Genomic DNA, 15,335 nt, shown 5'->3' on the forward strand with positions numbered 1-15,335 from the left:
GGTCTCTGCCACGACCGAGCGAATGGACGCACCCATGCCGAAACGCACCGCCCAGGACATCCGCCGCCGCAACCGATTCGACGCGTTGCGGTGCGTCTTCGCCGCCCCCGGCCCGGTGAGCCGGCAGGAGATCGCGGCGGCCACGGGACTGTCCTTCGCGACCGTGGCCAACCTCGTCGCGGAGCTGCTGGAGGCCGGAGTCCTCCTGGAGGCCGGCCACGAGGACTCGAAGGGCGGCCGCCCGCGGGCGCGGCTGGCGGTCAACGCCGACCGCGGGGCCCTGATCGGGATCGACGTCGCGGAGACGTCCGTCCAGGTCGAGCTGTTCGACCTGGCGCTGACGGTGCTGCGGAGCGTGCGACTTCCCCTGCCGCGGGCCGACGTACGGCCGGACGAGGTGGTCGAAACCATCGTGGCCGCGGTCGAGGGCCTGTGGGACACCGCGGAAGGACGTCCCCCGCACGTCCTCGGAGCCGGTGTCAGCGTTCCCGGCCTCGTCGAGCGCGAAGGCGGCGTGTCGGTCTTCTCGCCGTACTGGTCCTGGCGTGACGTACCGCTGCGCGCCCTCCTCGCCGAGCGCCTCGACATGCCGCTGTACCTGGACAACCCCCTCAAGGCCGGCACCGTCGCGGAGATGTGGTTCGGCGCCGGACGCGAGGTGGACGACCTCGTCGTGGTCACCCTCCGGGCGGGCGTCGGCGCGGGCATCGCGGTCGACGGCGCGCTGTACCGGGGCGCCACCAACAGCGCCGGAGAGTGGGGCCACACCTGCCTGATCCGCGACGGCCGGGAGTGCCGGTGCGGCAGGCAGGGCTGCGTGGAGGCCTACGTCAGCACGAGCGGCATCGTCCGGACCGTACGGGAACTGGACGAGGACAGCCCACTCCTGGACGCCGACGAGGCGGGCGTCGTCACGTCGGTCGCCCGGGCCGCGGCGGAAGGCGACGCCGTGGCCTGCGAGGCCGTGGCACGGACCGCCCGCTACCTGGGCATGGCCGCGGCCGACCTGCTCAACCTCTTCAATCCGCAGACCCTGGTCCTGGGCGGATGGGTGGCGGACCGCCTCGGCGAGCCACTGCTGCGACAGACCCGCGACGTCATCGCGGCGCACGCGCTGCCGGCGACGCTGGAGGCGCTCACCCTGCGGCTGAGCACGGTGCCGGACAACCCCGTGACCCTCGGCGCCGCCACGTTCGCCCTCGAAGGCTTCCTCGACGACCGCGAGACCTTCGGTCCCGTGGCGGCGGGGCGCCGCGCGGCGCGGGCGGCCCGGGCGCGGACGTCCTGAGGCGCGGCGCCGCCGTGCCGCCCGTCGGTGCGGGGCGGGAGCCGGGTGCCCGCACGACGCACCACGGGCCGTGCGGCCGGGTTCAGCCGGCCGGTGGCGCCGTGCTCTCGCGCACCACCAGAACGGGCTCCACGAAAGCCTGCCGCGTGGTCTCGGACCCGCCGATCTGTTCGAGGAGCAGCGCGACGCACTGCCTCCCCACCGCGTCGAAGTCCTGACGGACCGTCGTGAGGGGGGCGGGGAAGAACGCGGCCTCGGGGATGTCGTCGAATCCGATGACGCTGACGTCGGCGGGAACGCGCCGCCCCGCCTCGTGCAGTGCGCGCATCACGCCGAGGGACATCTGGTCGTTGGCGGCGAACACCGCCGTCACTTCCGGGCGGGCGGCCAGCGCACGTCCGGCCTCGTACCCCGAGGCCGCGGACCAATCCCCGTACAGGAGGGGCGGGACGACGGCGCCGGCGTCCTTGAGCGAGCGGTGCCAGGCTTCGGCCCGCCGCCGCGCCGCGTAGGAATCGCGGGGTCCCGCGACGTGCCAGACCGTGCGGTGCCCGAGCCCGAGCAGGTGCGCGACCGCGCTGCGGGTCCCCTCGGCCTGGTCGATGTCGACGTTCGCGTAGCGGTGGCCGGTGTCCCCGTCGGCGAACACCACGGGGACGGCGGACGGCAGCCGCAGCTCGGGGGTGTCGAGGATCTGCGACTCGATCAGGATGATGCCGTCCACCGACTGGACCATCAGCTGCTGGAACGCCTGGCGCACCGCGGCCCCGGTCTGCGCGTGGGCTCCCATGAAGTTCACGAACAGGTCGGCTTCACGGGCGGCGTCCGAGATGGCGGCGAAGGTCCGGGCGTTGCCGTAGGCGCTGATGTCGAAGCTGATGACGCCCAGCGTGCCGAACCTTCCGGTGACCAGGGCCCGCGCCGCCGTATTGGGCCGGTAGCCGAGCATCTTCATCGCGGCCAGCACCCGCTCGCGGGTGGACGCGTCCACGTTGTCCCGGTTGTTGGCCACTCGCGAGACGGTCTGCGACGAGACCCCCGCCATCGCGGCGACATCGGCCATGGAGGGCGACTGCCGTTGCGGACGGGACCTTGGTGATCTTGTTCCGACTTCGCGCGGCATGTGAACCGGACCTCCGACCGGGCTCTCAAAGCAGACTGGCAGTTCTCCTCGCCGATGGTAGCGCCGGGCACCGAGCGACCATCGGACAGATGGGGATGCAGGGGAGGAATCCGGCGAGGATGGCCCAGACCAGAGGGGCCGCCCCCGACCTTACCCGTCAGTTCCCTTGACACCGCCCGACGCCGCTTCAAGACTCTCCCCACCTCGCAATGTTAACGCAAACATACGGGGAGGACATGCTGCCGTAACTCAACGGTGCCCGGCTCCGCCCATCTCCCCCGCGACCGGCGGGATGCCCGATCGCCTTCGTTCCCCCTCCCCCGGCGCACGCGATCACGCCCCGGCCTGGCAGCACCCTCCCCCCATCCACGCCCCCTCCCATCCGCCCCACACGACTGGAGAGCAGCTGTGCCCGTCATCAGAAGAACCTCCGTCGGCTCGCCCCGCCGAAGGCGCACCGGCCTCGGTACGTCGGCCTTCACCGCAGCGGCGCTGCTCGTCGGCGGGGCGGTGTCACCTCCCGCCGCGGCCGACGCGGACCAGCCGGCGGGTGTGACCGTCCGCCTCGACCCCGGGTACCAGCAGCAGCCGTTCGAGGGCTGGGGCACCTCCCTCGCCTGGTTCGGCCACGTGACCGGCGGCTGGCCCGAAGCCCAGCGCAACCGGCTGGCCGACGCCCTCTACGGCGCGGGCGGGCTGGGCTTCACCATCGCCCGGTACAACATCGGCGGCGGTGACAGCCCGGAGACCGAGCCGTACATGCGCGTCGGCGCCGCGGTACCCGGCCACTGGAACCGGCCGGGACCCGAGACGCCCAACTGGTGGAACCCCGAGGACCCGAGCCACTGGAACCCCGACGCCGACCCCAACCAGCGCTGGTGGCTCAGGGCGGCGAAGGCCCGGGGCGCGGACACCTTCGAGGCGTTCTCGAACTCCCCGCCGTACTTCATGACCAACAGCGGCCTCGTGTCCGGCGCGGCCAACCCCGACGACGACAACCTCCGCTCCGACCAGTACGAACGCTTCGCCGCCTATCTTTCCGGCGCCCTGCGACGCGTCCAGGACTCCACCGGTGTCACCTTCGGTTCCGTGTCGCCCGTCAACGAGCCGAGCACCGACTACTGGCGCGCCGGCGGACGCCAGGAAGGATCCCACTGGGCGATCGACTCGCAGACCCGCATGATCACGGCCCTCCGGGCGGAGCTCGACGCGAAGGGGCTGCGTACTCCGATCGCGGCGATGGACGAGACGAACCCGGACCTGTTCCGCACCAACTGGGATGCCTACGGCGTCTCGGCCCGCTCCGCCGTCGGCACGCTCAACACCCACACCTACGGGACGAACGGGCGGACGGGGCCGCGCGACATCGCCAAGGGCTCGGGCATCCCCCTGCGGATGTCGGAGGTGGACCTCGGCGGCCGGGCCCCGCAGAGCTTCACCGACATGAGCCCCGCCCTCGACCTGGCCGGCCGGATCACCGACGACCTCAAGGAGCTGGAACCCCGGGCCTGGGTGCTGTGGCAGGCCGTCGAGGACTACGAGAACATGACTCCGGCCCACGAGAACAGCAACTGGGGGCTGATCCAGGCCGACTTCACCCCGGCCGACGCCGCGAAGGAGCCGCTGCGCAAGAACAAGAAGTACTGGGCGATGGCCCAGTACAGCAGGTTCATCCGGCCGGGTGCCCGCGTCATCTCCACGGACGACGACACCACCCTGGCCGCGGTGCGACCCGGCGGTCAGGGCGCGGTGGTGGTCCACACCAACCCCACCGGTGCGGGCCGGACGGTGACGCTGGATCTCGGCGGCTTCCGGAAGGTGTCCCCCCAGCCGGTCAAGCGGTACACGACGGACGCGACCAAGAACGTCCACCGCGAGGCCGACCTCGCCACCACGGGCCAACGGCTCACCGTGACCGTCGGCCCGAACTCGGTCACGACCCTCGTCGTGCCGGGCGCATCCGGTGTGAACGCCGAGGCGGCCGCCGTCTCGTCCGCCGCTCCCCGTCTGCTCGTCAACTCCCACAGCGGCATGGCGCTCTCCGGCGCCGCGGCCGGAGGGGCCGTGGTCCAGCACGTGCCGAATCATGGTGACGCCGCGCAGCAGTGGGTCCTGGCCAGGACGGTGCCCGGGGACTGGAGCAGCACCGCTGCGTACCGTGTGACGAACGTCGGGAGCGGCAAAGTCCTCGGCGTCGTCGGTGGCACGCTCGCCCTGGTCCCTCCCGGGCCGTCGATAGCCCTGCGGTGGATGCTGTCCACCACCGGCGACGGGCAGTACACGCTGGTCAACAGTGCGACGGGCACCCTCCTCGACGTCACGGGCGCGTCCACCGCGGACGGCGCTCCGGTCGGCGTCCACCGGCCCACCACGGGGAGCAACCAGACCTGGGACTTCCGCAGGGGCCCGGCCGACTGGCAGGCGCTGCGCGCGCGGCACAGCGGCAAGTGCCTCGACGTGACCGGCGCTTCCACGGCGGAGGGCGCTCCCGTCACCCAGTACACCTGCAACGGGGGAACCCACCAGCAGTGGTCGCTGCGCACGACCACGGACGGCCATGTCAGCGTCGTGGTCCGGCACAGCGGCATGTGCCTCGACGTGACCGGCGGCTCCACGGCCGACGGCGCTCCGGTCACCCAGTACACCTGTGGCAACGGGCCGAACCAGCAGTGGTCGGTGCGTCCGACGGGCGGAGGGTACTTCCGCCTGGTCGCCCGGCACAGCGGCAGGTGTCTCGACGTCAGCGGTGCATCGGCCGCCGACGGCGCATCCGCCGTCCAGTACACCTGCAACGGGGGCGTGAACCAGGAGTTCCGGACCGGGTGATGCGCGCGGCCGGTGACGGGCCCGTGCGGTCCGTCACCGGCCGCGGGTGCTCCGTGGACGCCGTGCTCCGCCTGCCTCCGCCGGGGGCGAAGCGTTGCCGTGCATTTACCCGGGGGCCGTTTTGATTGCGTAAACATAACGGGTCTAGTCCAGATCCGGGTCTCGTGCACCCGAGTCCCGGCCCTACGGGAGGACCCTCCATGAAGCGCAGGTCCCTGATCACGGCGACGGCCGGTTCCGTCGCCCTCGGCGCCGCGTTCCCGGCTGCTGCCGAGGCCCGCGAGCCGGGCCTCGGCGCCGCGCCCCTGTGTACGTTCAACGTCATCAGCGACATCCAGGGAGACCTGGGCGACTTCGCCGTCGCCCTGAAGGACATCGCGGCGACCGCCCCGCACGGCTCGGGCGTCGCGGTCGCCGGCGACATCACGCCGCGCGGCTACGACTTCGAGTACGCGGCGGTGCGGCAGGTGCTGGAGCGCGGCCCGCGGCCGCGCCAGGTCGCCTGGGCCATCGGCAATCACGAGTTCTACGTCCCCAAGTACTCCGATCCGCAGACGCTCGCGCTGTCCACCTGGCCGAACGGCACCGCGGAGGACTCGCTGTTCCGCAGCTTCCACCGGTTCGCGGGGCGCAACGCGGTGTACGCGGAGACGACGTTCGGCGGCATACCCGTCCTGACCATCGGCACCGAGCGCTACATGCACTACCACGACCCCAAGCTGTGGGACGAAGTGTGGCTGAGCGAGGCCCAGTTGCGGTGGCTCGACGACCGGCTGCGGTACTGGTCCCGGCGGCGCAGGCCGGTCATGGTGATCGCCCACCACCCACTGCCGGACACGGTCTCGGGTACGCGCAACAAGCTCTACATGAGTGACTACCTCCAGGCCGACTCGCTCCTCGCCCTGCTGGGGCGCCACCGCGACGTGTTCTTCTTCAGCGGGCACACGCACTGGAACCTGGCCCTGTCGGACTGGTACGTACGGCGGGTCGTGCCCGGCACGGCGAACCTGGACGGGTTCTCGGTGATCAACACCGGGGCCGTGCAGACCGGTTTCACCGACAACGGGCAGGGCGGCGAGACCACGGTCCCCGGCGTCTTCAACCAGGGTCTCCAGGTGGAGGTGCACCGGGACCGCGTCGTCATCAAGGCACGGGACTTCGCGGCAGGGCAATGGCTGAAGCAGATCTCCGTCCCCCTGGCCACCAGGATCTGACCCACCCCACGGGGAGGGAACGCCGGGCTCCGGCCCGCGTCGGCCGGGCGGCAGGCGCGGGCCCGGAAGCTCGAAACGCGCCCGTTCGTAACGCTCCGCCAGGGCCACATGCACGACATGTCATAAGTGTTTACGAGCTGTTGACATTGCGGCGCTTCGTGGGCCAATCTCTGGGCACAAATGTTGGTTCACGCGCAGAAATGTTGGTTACTGTGCAAAGCGGGGGGCGGGACGCGCCACGTTTGCGACGAGTGCCATCGCGTGCGCGATGACGTCAGGGATCTGCATGCGAAGAGTGAGATCCGTCCTGGTAGGCCTGAGCCTGCTCCTGCCTGTTCTCGGCGGGGCGCCGACGGCGGCGCTGGCCGCACCCGTCACCACCGAACCGGGCACCCAGTTCCCGGACACCACGGGGGAAAGGGTGCAGGCCCATGGTGGTGGGGTGATCAAGGTCGGCGACCACTACTACTGGTTCGGCGAGGACCGGGGCGACGACAACAAGTTCCGCTACGTGTCCGCCTACCGGTCCAAGGACCTGAAGAACTGGGAACCCCGCGGCCACGTCCTGACCCAGGAGGCCGACCCCGAGGTCCGTTCCGCGGTGATCGAGCGGCCCAAGGTCCTCTACAACGACAAGACCAAGCAGTTCGTCATGTGGATGCACAAGGAGGCCGACGACTCCTACGCGGAGGCCCGCGCCGCCGTGGCCGTGTCCTCCACGATCGACGGGCCCTACACCTGGAAGGGATCCTTCCGTCCGAAGGACGCCTCCGGTACCGAGCACATGTCCCGCGACATCACCGTGTACGAGGACAAGGCCGCCGGCAAGGCCTACATGATCTCCGCCGCCAACCACAACGCCGACCTCCACATCTACGAACTCACCGACGACTACACGCAGGTGAAGGAACTGGTGGCGAACCCCTGGCCGGGTCAGCACCGGGAGTCGCCCGCTCTGTTCAAGCGCGGGGACGTGTACTTCATGCTCACCTCCGGGACCAGCTACTGGAACCCGAACCAGCAGAAGTACGCCACCGCGAGCAACCTGGCCGGTCCGTGGACGCCGATGAAGGACGTCGGCGACCACATCGGGCACCATTCGCAGACGACGTTCGTCCTGCCGGTGGAAGGCAGCGACACCACTTCCTTCCTCTACATGGGAGACCGCTGGGCGGGCGTGTGGTCCGACCCGAAGCACGTCAACGACTCCACGTACGTGTGGCTTCCGCTGGAGTTCCCCAACTCCACGACCATGGTGCTCCCGTGGTACTCGCAGGTCTCGATCGACACGGAGACCGGCCGGATATCCGGCTCCGGTGACCCCCTCAACACGATCACCGGCAAGAACGGCGCCTGCGTCACCGTCCCCGGCAGCCTCTCCGACAACCAGACGCCCGTCACCCGGGAAACCTGCACCGGCGGCCTCAACAGCCAATGGCGGTTCACCGACAACAACAACGGCTACGTCCGCGTCCTCGCCCAGCACAGCGGCAAATGCCTCGACGTCGCCGACAACTCCACCGCCGACGGAGCCGAAGTCAAACAGTACGACTGCGGCTGGGGAGACAACCAGCGCTGGCGCTTCGAGAACCTCCCCGACGGCCACGTACGCATCGTCGCCAAACACAGCAGCAAGTGCCTCGACACCCAGAACGGATCCACCGCCACCGGCGCCAGAATCGTCCAGTCGGAATGCGACGGATCGGCCGGCCAGGCCTGGAAGATCGGCGCCCCCACCACCCCCACCGACCCGACCGATCCCACCAACCCGCCGACCCCCGGGACGGCCGAGCAGCAGCTCACCACCTCCGTCAACCCCGGCGTCCTCACCATGGCCACCACCTCGGATCCCGTCCAGCTCCCCCCGGTCGACTTCGGCACCGGCGGCACCTCCACCGGCAACCTCAACCCCATCACCGTCAAGGACTTCCGCGGCGGCACAGCGGGCTGGTCACTCACCGGCAGAATCACCGACTTCACCACACCCCGCGGCAAGATCGACGCCGACCACCTCACCTGGACACCCACCTGCACCACCGCACCCAACAGCCCCACCACCTGCACCGCAGGAACGGCCGGAACCATCGGAAAGAACGGCGCGACCCTGGCATCCGGTGCCGACGGTGACCTGACCGGCGGTGAGTTCACCGCCAACGCCTCAGTCTCCCTCGACGTCCCGAAGTACACCCCTGTCGGGAACTACACCGCGACCCTCACCCTCACCCTCCTCTGACCGCGCCCGCGTGCCGGACACCGAGTGTCCGGCACGCGACGCCCAGAAAGCTGACGAGCCATGCGCACAGCGTTCGCCGCCCTCCTGCTCCTCGCCCTCATGACCCTCTCCCCCGCACCGGCGGGAGCAGCGGACAACGGCGAATGGTCGGTCAAACCCGCGGACTCCGCGATCACGCCGCGGACGGCGTTCCAGCTCCCGGCGCACCCCGGCACGACGCTGTCCGACCGCGCGGTCGTCACCAACACCACGGACGGAGACCTGACGTTCCGCCTCTACGTCGCCGACGCGCACAACACGGAACGCGACGGCGGACTGGCGGTGCGCGGCATCGACGAAGCCCAGCAGGACGTGGGCTCCTGGGGCAAGCCCGAGCGGGACGTCATCACGGTCCCGGCCCGTTCTGCGGTGACGGTCGGCCTCACCCTGCGGATTCCCCGTGACGCCTCCCCCGGCGACCACGTGGGGGCCCTCGTGGCCGTCGACAACCGCGTCCAGGCCGGGGCCGGTTCCCACCTCGGCGTCCAGCGCGGTGTCGGAGCCCGGATCTACCTACGCGTCGACGGACCGCAGAGGCCCGGTCTCGCCGTCGAGGACGTACGGTTCACGGCACGGACCCCGCACCTGCCGGGGACCGGAAACAGCACGTCGACCGTCTCGTACACCCTGCGCAACACGGGCAACGTGAAGCTCGACCCCCAGGTATCCCTCCGTGTCGGGGGCGTGTTCCTGGGAGGGCCCACAGAGCGCCGGCTGGCGGACGTACCGGCCGAGCTGCTCCCGGGGCAACGAGTGCGGCTCTCCGAATCCTGGTCCGCCGCACCGTTCGCGGGCTGGGGCGAGGTCACCGTCACGGCGACCGCGGACAGCACCCGTGCCTCCGGATCCGACGGTTTCCTCACAGTGCCGTGGCTCCTCGCGGGAGCTCTCGCGCTCCTGTCCGCCGCCGGCCTGCTGGTCCGCCGCAAGCGGAAGGCCGCCCGGGTGGCCGAGCCCGCCGGGGACGAGTGACCTCCTGCCCCCGTCGGCCGGGTCTACGGGGGCGGCGGATGCGCTCCGGGGAAACGCGGTGGACACGCGTCCTGGGGCAGGCCATCAGCCCGTCGCCGGGCCGTCGTCGAGGGCTGTCACCTGGCCCGCAAGGACGACCTGCTCTCGCTGCCGGACCCGCTCGAACAGTTCAGTGCCCTGACCTCTCCAGCACGCCAGGTACCAGCGCGCATACCTCGGGTGGGGCGTGTTCGTCCTGATGCACCGCTGACACCCCGCGCCCGCGAGTCCCGGCGCCACCTGCCGGGGCCCACGGGTGTGGCACCGCACTCGGCGTTGCCCGCCCGAGCGGCCCCCAACGCTGCGCGGGCCGACCACGGAGGCTTCGACCAGCCGGTCCAGCCCCCGAATACGTGGGTCCGCTGCCTGCTCCAGGTCGCACCGTCCGTACCCGTCACAGAGATCACGCCCCAGCCGGTCCCCGTGAACGTCACCCCGCTCCGGGCGACTCCGCCCAACGACTTCCACGCCCCCCATTCCCCGTCCCTGGTCATACGGGTCCACACCGCATGGTCGAGGCCTATCAGAAACTCTTCTTCTTCCCCGAGGGACAGCGTGTGCTCGGTCACCCCGTACTCACAGATGTAGAGAGCCCCACCGCCTCTCTTGCACGGTGCGGCTTCAGCCGGTGCAGCGGACACCAGAAGACCCGCCGCAACAGCGGCCGCGACGACCGCGGCCCTCAACCTCTTCACTCCGAACACAACTCCTCGCTAGAGCGCCGACGTCGCCACGTTCCCTTGCGGCGCGCATGAGGCCGGTGGATACCGGTGCGAGCCGGCGATTCGACGCAGAGGAGCCAGACTCCCCCTCCCCGCTCACGCTTCGCTCACGCATTCCTGACGCGCCGCCCACGCCGCCGGTACGCAGGGCAGTGCCGGGCCCCTCGAACGGTGATGCGGGTCGCGGGCGACGGTTCAGATCCGCGTCGTGAGTCGCGCGACCGCCGCGTCGTAGCGTGTCCGGAGTTCCGGATCCGCCGATACCCGCAGCAGTGCTCCGAGCGCCCGTACCGCGCCGTCCTCGTAGCCGGACGACTCCGCCTCCCGGGCCGCCAGTTCGAGCTGCCGGATTCCCTCGGTCTCCTCCGCGAGCCCCAGCAGTGCTTCTCCCCTCGCCATGAGCAGCAGGATCCGGGGCACGTCGGCCGTGCCCGAACGGTCGTCGAAGGCGAGGGCCTCGTTCGCCGTGTCGAGGGCCTGGCGCCAGTGACCGGCGTCGACCCGGTGCCGGGCGAGGTGCTGCATGGCCAGTCGCTCGGTGGTCCGGTTGCCGGCCGTGCGGGCCAGATCCACCGCCCGCTCGCATCCCCGCGCCGCCTCGTCCGGGCTGCCCAGCGCCGATTGCGCGACGGCCAGGACGATCAACGCGTTCGCCTCGGCGACCAGGTCGCCCGCCCGGGAGGCGAGCGCGGAGGCGGCTCCCAGCCGGGTGAGGGCCTCCGCGGTGCGCCCTTCCTCGATCAGCACCCAGCCGAGTACGTTCAGTACCCGTGACTCGCCGTGCGCATCGGCGTCGTCCCTGGCCGCGGCGAGCGCGGTCTCCAGGAGGGGGACCCAGCCGTCCCGCACGCGCCACACGATCAGCGGCCACAGCAGCAGGACGATCCGCCAGGTCCTGGCGTGCAGTCCGGCGGCGTGTGCGGCGGCCACCGCCAGCGTGAGGTCGTCCCTCTCGGCCGCGTACCAGGCCACGGCGGCGGACCGGTCGCGGAACTCCCGCACGGCGGCGGGCGGAAGGTAGTCCGCCGGCAGCGGGAAGTCGTGCTCGTTGCCGGGCTCGGCCGCCGCCATGGCCGCGAGGGCGGTGGCGATGTAGTGGTCGAGCACGCGTTTGAGCGCAGAGGGCCCGGCGTCCAGGCTCCGCGCGTAGAGCCGCACGAGATCGTGCAGCGTCCAGCGGCCGGACGCCGTCTCCGTGACGAGGTGCGCGACGGCCAGCCGCTCCAGGCAGCGCTCGGCGGCTGCCGGATCCGTGCCCGCCAGGGCCGCCGCCGCATACCGGTCGACGTGCGTCCCGGGATGGCGGCCGAGATGGGCGAACTGGTGCGAGACGTTCCGGGGCAGCTGTTGCAGCGTCAGGTGCAGCGCCGCCCGCACGCCGGTGTCCTCGACGTCCAGCAGGCTCAGCCGGCGCGTCTCGTCGGACAGCTCGGCGGCCATCGCCTCCAGCGACCAGGCGGGCCGTTGCGCCAGCCTGGCCGCTGCCACCCGCAGCGCGAGCGGCAGCCCGCCGCACAGCTCCGCCAGCACGCGCGCGGCCACCGGCTCCGCGCGCACCCGTTCCGTGCCGAGGACCTTGGCCAGGAGCATCGTGCCGTCCTTCGGCCCGAGCACGTCCACGGCCACGGGCCGGGCGGTGTCGGTGACGATCAGCCCCGCCAGCCGGTGCCTGCTGGTGACCACGGTGACGCACCGGCGACCGCCCGGCAGCAGCGGTCTGACCTGCTCCGAGTCGCGCGCGTTGTCCAGCACCACGAGCAGCCGGCGGTCGGCGGCCAGCGACCGGAACAACGCGGCCGCGCCGTTCGCCGACTCCGGAATGCGGTGGCGCGCGACACCGAGCGCCAGCAGGAACTCGCGCAACACCTCCACGAGAGACGGCTCGCCCGTGTCGCCGAAGCCGCGCAGGTCGGCGTAGAGCCACCCGTCGGGGAATCCGGCACGGCCCTGATGTGCCCAGTGCAGCGCCAGGGCCGTCTTGCCGACCCCGGCGGGCCCGGTGACCAGACAGACCGGCGCCTCACCCACGGCGGCCCGGGACAGGGCGGCGAGCTCCGCCGCCCGCCCGTGGAAGCCGCGCGGCGCGCGGGGCAGCAGATCGGGCACCTCAGGCTGCGGCACGGCAGCCGGTACGTCGGCGGGGAGCGGAACGTCTGTCGGGGTGGCCGGGCACGGAACCGGAACCGCGGCGGCAGCCCTCGTCATGTCCCGTGCGGCGTTCCGCGTCGCGTCGCCTTCAGCCCCGCGCAAGGCCGCGGCGTAGGCGTCCGCGAGTTCCTGGCCCGGGTCCACGCCCAGTTCGTCGGCGAGCAACCGCCGGGTGCGGTGGAACCAGTCGAGCGCCTCCGAGCGGCGGCCCGCCCTCTGAAGCGCCTCCATGAGCGCGGCAACCAGCGATTCGCGCAGTGGATGGGCGCTCGCCTCGGCGCACAGGACCGTGACGGCCCCGGCATGCTCGCCCAACCGTGCGTATCCGACCGCCAGTTGCTCCACCGCGGCCAGCCGCCGCTCCTCCAACGCCCGCGCAGCGGCCAGCAGCGGCTGGCTCGGGCAGACGTCGGCCAGTGCGGGCCCCTGCCACAGTGACAACGCCTGCCGGTACATCGTCACCGCCTCAGCCGGGCCGCGCTGCTCACGGGCCCCAGCCAGCAGGTCCTCGAAGCGGTGCACGTCCAGCAGGTCCTTCGGCATCCGCAGCACGTACGCCCCGCCCTGGGTGACCAACTCGACGCCGCGCGCCGCGCCGCCGGCACCCTTCAGCGAGGCCCGCAGCTGCGACACGTGACCCTGGATGACACCGCGGGCGCGCGCCGGCGGTTCCTCTTCCCACAGAGCAGCCGTCAGGTGGCCGACCGGCACTGGGCAATTGGCGCGCAACAGCAAGGCGGCCAGCAGGCTGCGCCGTTTGACGGGACCCATCGGCAGACCGCCGGCCTCGGTGACGACTGCCACCGCTCCGAGCAACCGGAACTCCATCTGGCCCATGCCTCCCAGCAAAAGAAGCCAGGATATCGGCCGCGGTTCCCGCCCTCGCGCACCTGCCGACCAGCGGCTACCGCCATCCGCCGGCGAACGCCCGGACAGCGCGGCGGCATGACACCCGGTGCATGCGGCCCGTCCCCGCATGGGACCTCCGCTGCCCGCGGGCGGCGCTGTCCGGGGGCGGCGCTGTCCGGGGGCGGCGCTGTCCGGGGGCGGCGCTGTCGGGGGCTCGGCTCAGCCTTGTTCCTCGCCGCTGACCGCGGCTTCGTACGCGAGCAAAGTGTCGACGAACAGCCGCCGCTGGTCCGGGGTCAGGGGGGCCAACGCCTTGCGCCATGCGGCCGCACCCGGGGCGAGCCAGGCAGTGATCGCGGGTTGCTGGTCGGCCGCGATGGCGATGATCCGACGACGCCGGTCCGCCTCGTCCTCGCGCCGTTCCAGGATCCCCTTGCGGCTCAGGTCGCCGACCAGCAGGCTCACCGTCGTCGGCGCGACCTGCAGTCGGGCCGCCAGCTCGTTCACGGTCATCGGACCGTCGAAGAGCAGGTAGGAGAGCAGCGAGAGGTGGCGCGGCGCCAGCGCGAAGGAGTGCAGCGCCTCGGGCACGGGGATCTTCTTGACCCGGCCCACCATCCGCGGCATGAGCAGCAACAGGGCCCGGACGGCGTCATCGACCTCGTTCTCGCCGCCGTCCGCGGCGTCGCACGCCTTGGGCCTTGACATCGCACACCCCTCCACAGTTACCTTTGGCTTCAAAGCTATTTGGCTTTGCTTTCAAAGCAAGCTGCTCTCCATGATACGTACCGACGTGAACGGAGTTGCCCCATGCCGCACTTCAGCGTGCACATCCGCGAAGAGACCCTCGACGGGACGGTGGAACCGAAGCTGATCAGCGCCCTGGCCGACGCGGTCGGAGCCGTCTACGGCAAGGAGTTCCGGCGCCTCGTCGGGGTGGACCTGATCGGCATCCCGCAGCACCGCCGGGGCATCGGGGGCAACCCGACCGGCAACGACGCGCCCCTCGTCACCCTCAGCATGCGCGAGGCCGCATACCACCTGCCCGAGGTCCCGGACGCTCCCGCCCGCCTCGTCGCCACCACCACCGACGCGCTGGCCGGCGTGCTCGGCGAGTCCGTCCGCGAGGAGGTCATCGTGACGATCATCGGCGTCCCCGACGGCCGCACCGGAGTCGCCGGCGCGGTGGCCTGACGCGCGGACGTGGGCGCGGGCCGGGGTCACCGCTCCGGCCCGCGCCCATGTCGGTCTCGAACGCGCCCAAGCAGCGAAGCGCGCCACGCAGCCGGAAGCGGGCGGCCATCCGGTGGGCCCAACGGGTGGCAGCACCAGGGCTCGTCTCGCAGTCCCACTCATTTGATCTTGTGGCAAGATCACGGGATGCTACGACTCACCGATTTCATTGTCGATTGCCCGGACACGATGAAGCTGGCGGCCTTCTACTCCGAGGTGACGGGGCTCCCGATCAAGGAGGGCAGCAACGCGCACTGGGCCGGTATCCAGTTCGGCGAGATCGAACTGGCCTTCATCCAGGTGGAGGACTACCGGGCCCCGCAGTGGCCCGACAGCGAGCACCCCAAGCAGTTTCACCTCGACTTCGAAGTCGACGACATCGAGGCCGAACAGCGCCGCATCCTGATCCTCGGCGCGACCTTGCAGCGCGACTGCGTCGACCCCGACGGTTACGGCTTCCGCGTCTACACCGACCCCATCGGCCACCCCTTCTGCCTCTGCCGCAACAAGGGTGTCACCTGGACCGACCAGGGGCCCAGCTGGCCCAAGCACGGCTAGGTTCTGTCGTCAAATGTCACGCCCACATCAGGAGTGATGCGAGGGTGACGGCCGCTTCGTAGGACTGGGCGGTTTTGTCATAGCGGGTGGC

Annotated in this window: 10 protein-coding genes; 7 read left to right on the forward strand and 3 right to left on the reverse strand. The window is 71.3% G+C overall.

Features of this window, described 5'->3' with window-relative positions:
• The first annotated feature begins 34 nt into the window (after positions 1–34).
• Positions 35–1,288: an ROK family transcriptional regulator gene (locus tag ABZZ17_RS31825; protein ID WP_356881258.1), complete on the forward strand. Its 1,254-nt coding sequence runs from the start codon at positions 35–37 to the stop codon at positions 1,286–1,288.
• A gap of 82 nt (positions 1,289–1,370) precedes the next feature.
• Here the strand turns inward: ABZZ17_RS31825 and ABZZ17_RS31830 are convergent, their stop codons facing one another.
• On the reverse strand, positions 1,371–2,351 hold the full coding sequence (locus ABZZ17_RS31830; protein ID WP_356881260.1) for a LacI family DNA-binding transcriptional regulator: 981 nt from the start codon (positions 2,349–2,351) through the stop codon (positions 1,371–1,373).
• Positions 2,352–2,819: 468 nt separating this feature from the next.
• Here ABZZ17_RS31830 and ABZZ17_RS31835 point away from each other — a divergent pair, with 468 nt between their 5' ends.
• The 4 genes from ABZZ17_RS31835 to ABZZ17_RS31850 all read left to right on the forward strand — a co-directional run bounded on the left by ABZZ17_RS31835 (position 2,820) and on the right by ABZZ17_RS31850 (position 9,695).
• Positions 2,820–5,237: an RICIN domain-containing protein gene (locus ABZZ17_RS31835; protein WP_356881262.1), complete on the forward strand. Its 2,418-nt coding sequence runs from the start codon at positions 2,820–2,822 to the stop codon at positions 5,235–5,237.
• Between the two features lie 200 nt (positions 5,238–5,437).
• Positions 5,438–6,451 carry a DUF4073 domain-containing protein gene (locus tag ABZZ17_RS31840; RefSeq protein WP_356881264.1) on the forward strand — a complete coding sequence of 338 codons (1,014 nt, stop codon included), beginning with the start codon at positions 5,438–5,440 and terminating at the stop codon, positions 6,449–6,451.
• Between the two features lie 286 nt (positions 6,452–6,737).
• Complete coding sequence (locus ABZZ17_RS31845) at positions 6,738–8,684, forward strand: RICIN domain-containing protein (protein WP_356881266.1); 1,947 nt, start codon at positions 6,738–6,740, stop codon at positions 8,682–8,684.
• Between the two features lie 60 nt (positions 8,685–8,744).
• On the forward strand, positions 8,745–9,695 hold the full coding sequence (locus ABZZ17_RS31850) for an LPXTG cell wall anchor domain-containing protein (protein ID WP_356881268.1): 951 nt from the start codon (positions 8,745–8,747) through the stop codon (positions 9,693–9,695).
• Positions 9,696–10,651: 956 nt separating this feature from the next.
• Here the strand turns inward: ABZZ17_RS31850 and ABZZ17_RS31855 are convergent.
• Together ABZZ17_RS31855 and ABZZ17_RS31860 are read right to left on the reverse strand one after the other, a co-directional pair.
• Positions 10,652–13,432: a BTAD domain-containing putative transcriptional regulator gene (locus ABZZ17_RS31855; protein WP_356881276.1), complete on the reverse strand. Its 2,781-nt coding sequence runs from the start codon at positions 13,430–13,432 to the stop codon at positions 10,652–10,654.
• A 240-nt stretch (positions 13,433–13,672) separates the two neighbouring features.
• On the reverse strand, positions 13,673–14,161 hold the full coding sequence (locus tag ABZZ17_RS31860; RefSeq protein WP_356881270.1) for a MarR family winged helix-turn-helix transcriptional regulator: 489 nt from the start codon (positions 14,159–14,161) through the stop codon (positions 13,673–13,675).
• A 102-nt stretch (positions 14,162–14,263) separates the two neighbouring features.
• Here ABZZ17_RS31860 and ABZZ17_RS31865 point away from each other — a divergent pair, with 102 nt between their 5' ends.
• A complete protein-coding gene (locus tag ABZZ17_RS31865; RefSeq protein ID WP_356881272.1) occupies positions 14,264–14,647 on the forward strand; it encodes a hypothetical protein in 384 nt (127 codons plus the stop codon).
• A 186-nt stretch (positions 14,648–14,833) separates the two neighbouring features.
• Positions 14,834–15,244, forward strand: coding sequence for a VOC family protein (locus ABZZ17_RS31870; RefSeq protein WP_356881274.1), 411 nt, complete (start codon positions 14,834–14,836; stop codon positions 15,242–15,244).
• Positions 15,245–15,335: the final 91 nt, after the last annotated feature.

Source organism: Streptomyces sp. NPDC006512 (assembly GCF_040611935.1).
Lineage (GTDB): Bacteria > Actinomycetota > Actinomycetes > Streptomycetales > Streptomycetaceae > Streptomyces.

Bases quoted from the DNA above. Each gene is read 5' to 3' on its own strand.
- ABZZ17_RS31825 (WP_356881258.1), top strand. From the start codon at position 35: ATGCCGAAACGCACCGCCCAGGACATCCGCCGCCGCAACCGATTCGAC.
- ABZZ17_RS31830 (WP_356881260.1), bottom strand. From the start codon at position 2,351: ATGGCCGATGTCGCCGCGATGGCGGGGGTCTCGTCGCAGACCGTCTCG.
- ABZZ17_RS31840 (WP_356881264.1), top strand. From the start codon at position 5,438: ATGAAGCGCAGGTCCCTGATCACGGCGACGGCCGGTTCCGTCGCCCTC.
- ABZZ17_RS31845 (WP_356881266.1), top strand. From the start codon at position 6,738: ATGCGAAGAGTGAGATCCGTCCTGGTAGGCCTGAGCCTGCTCCTGCCT.
- ABZZ17_RS31850 (WP_356881268.1), top strand. From the start codon at position 8,745: ATGCGCACAGCGTTCGCCGCCCTCCTGCTCCTCGCCCTCATGACCCTC.
- ABZZ17_RS31855 (WP_356881276.1), bottom strand. From the start codon at position 13,432: ATGGAGTTCCGGTTGCTCGGAGCGGTGGCAGTCGTCACCGAGGCCGGC.
- ABZZ17_RS31860 (WP_356881270.1), bottom strand. From the start codon at position 14,161: ATGTCAAGGCCCAAGGCGTGCGACGCCGCGGACGGCGGCGAGAACGAG.
- ABZZ17_RS31865 (WP_356881272.1), top strand. From the start codon at position 14,264: ATGCCGCACTTCAGCGTGCACATCCGCGAAGAGACCCTCGACGGGACG.
- ABZZ17_RS31870 (WP_356881274.1), top strand. From the start codon at position 14,834: ATGCTACGACTCACCGATTTCATTGTCGATTGCCCGGACACGATGAAG.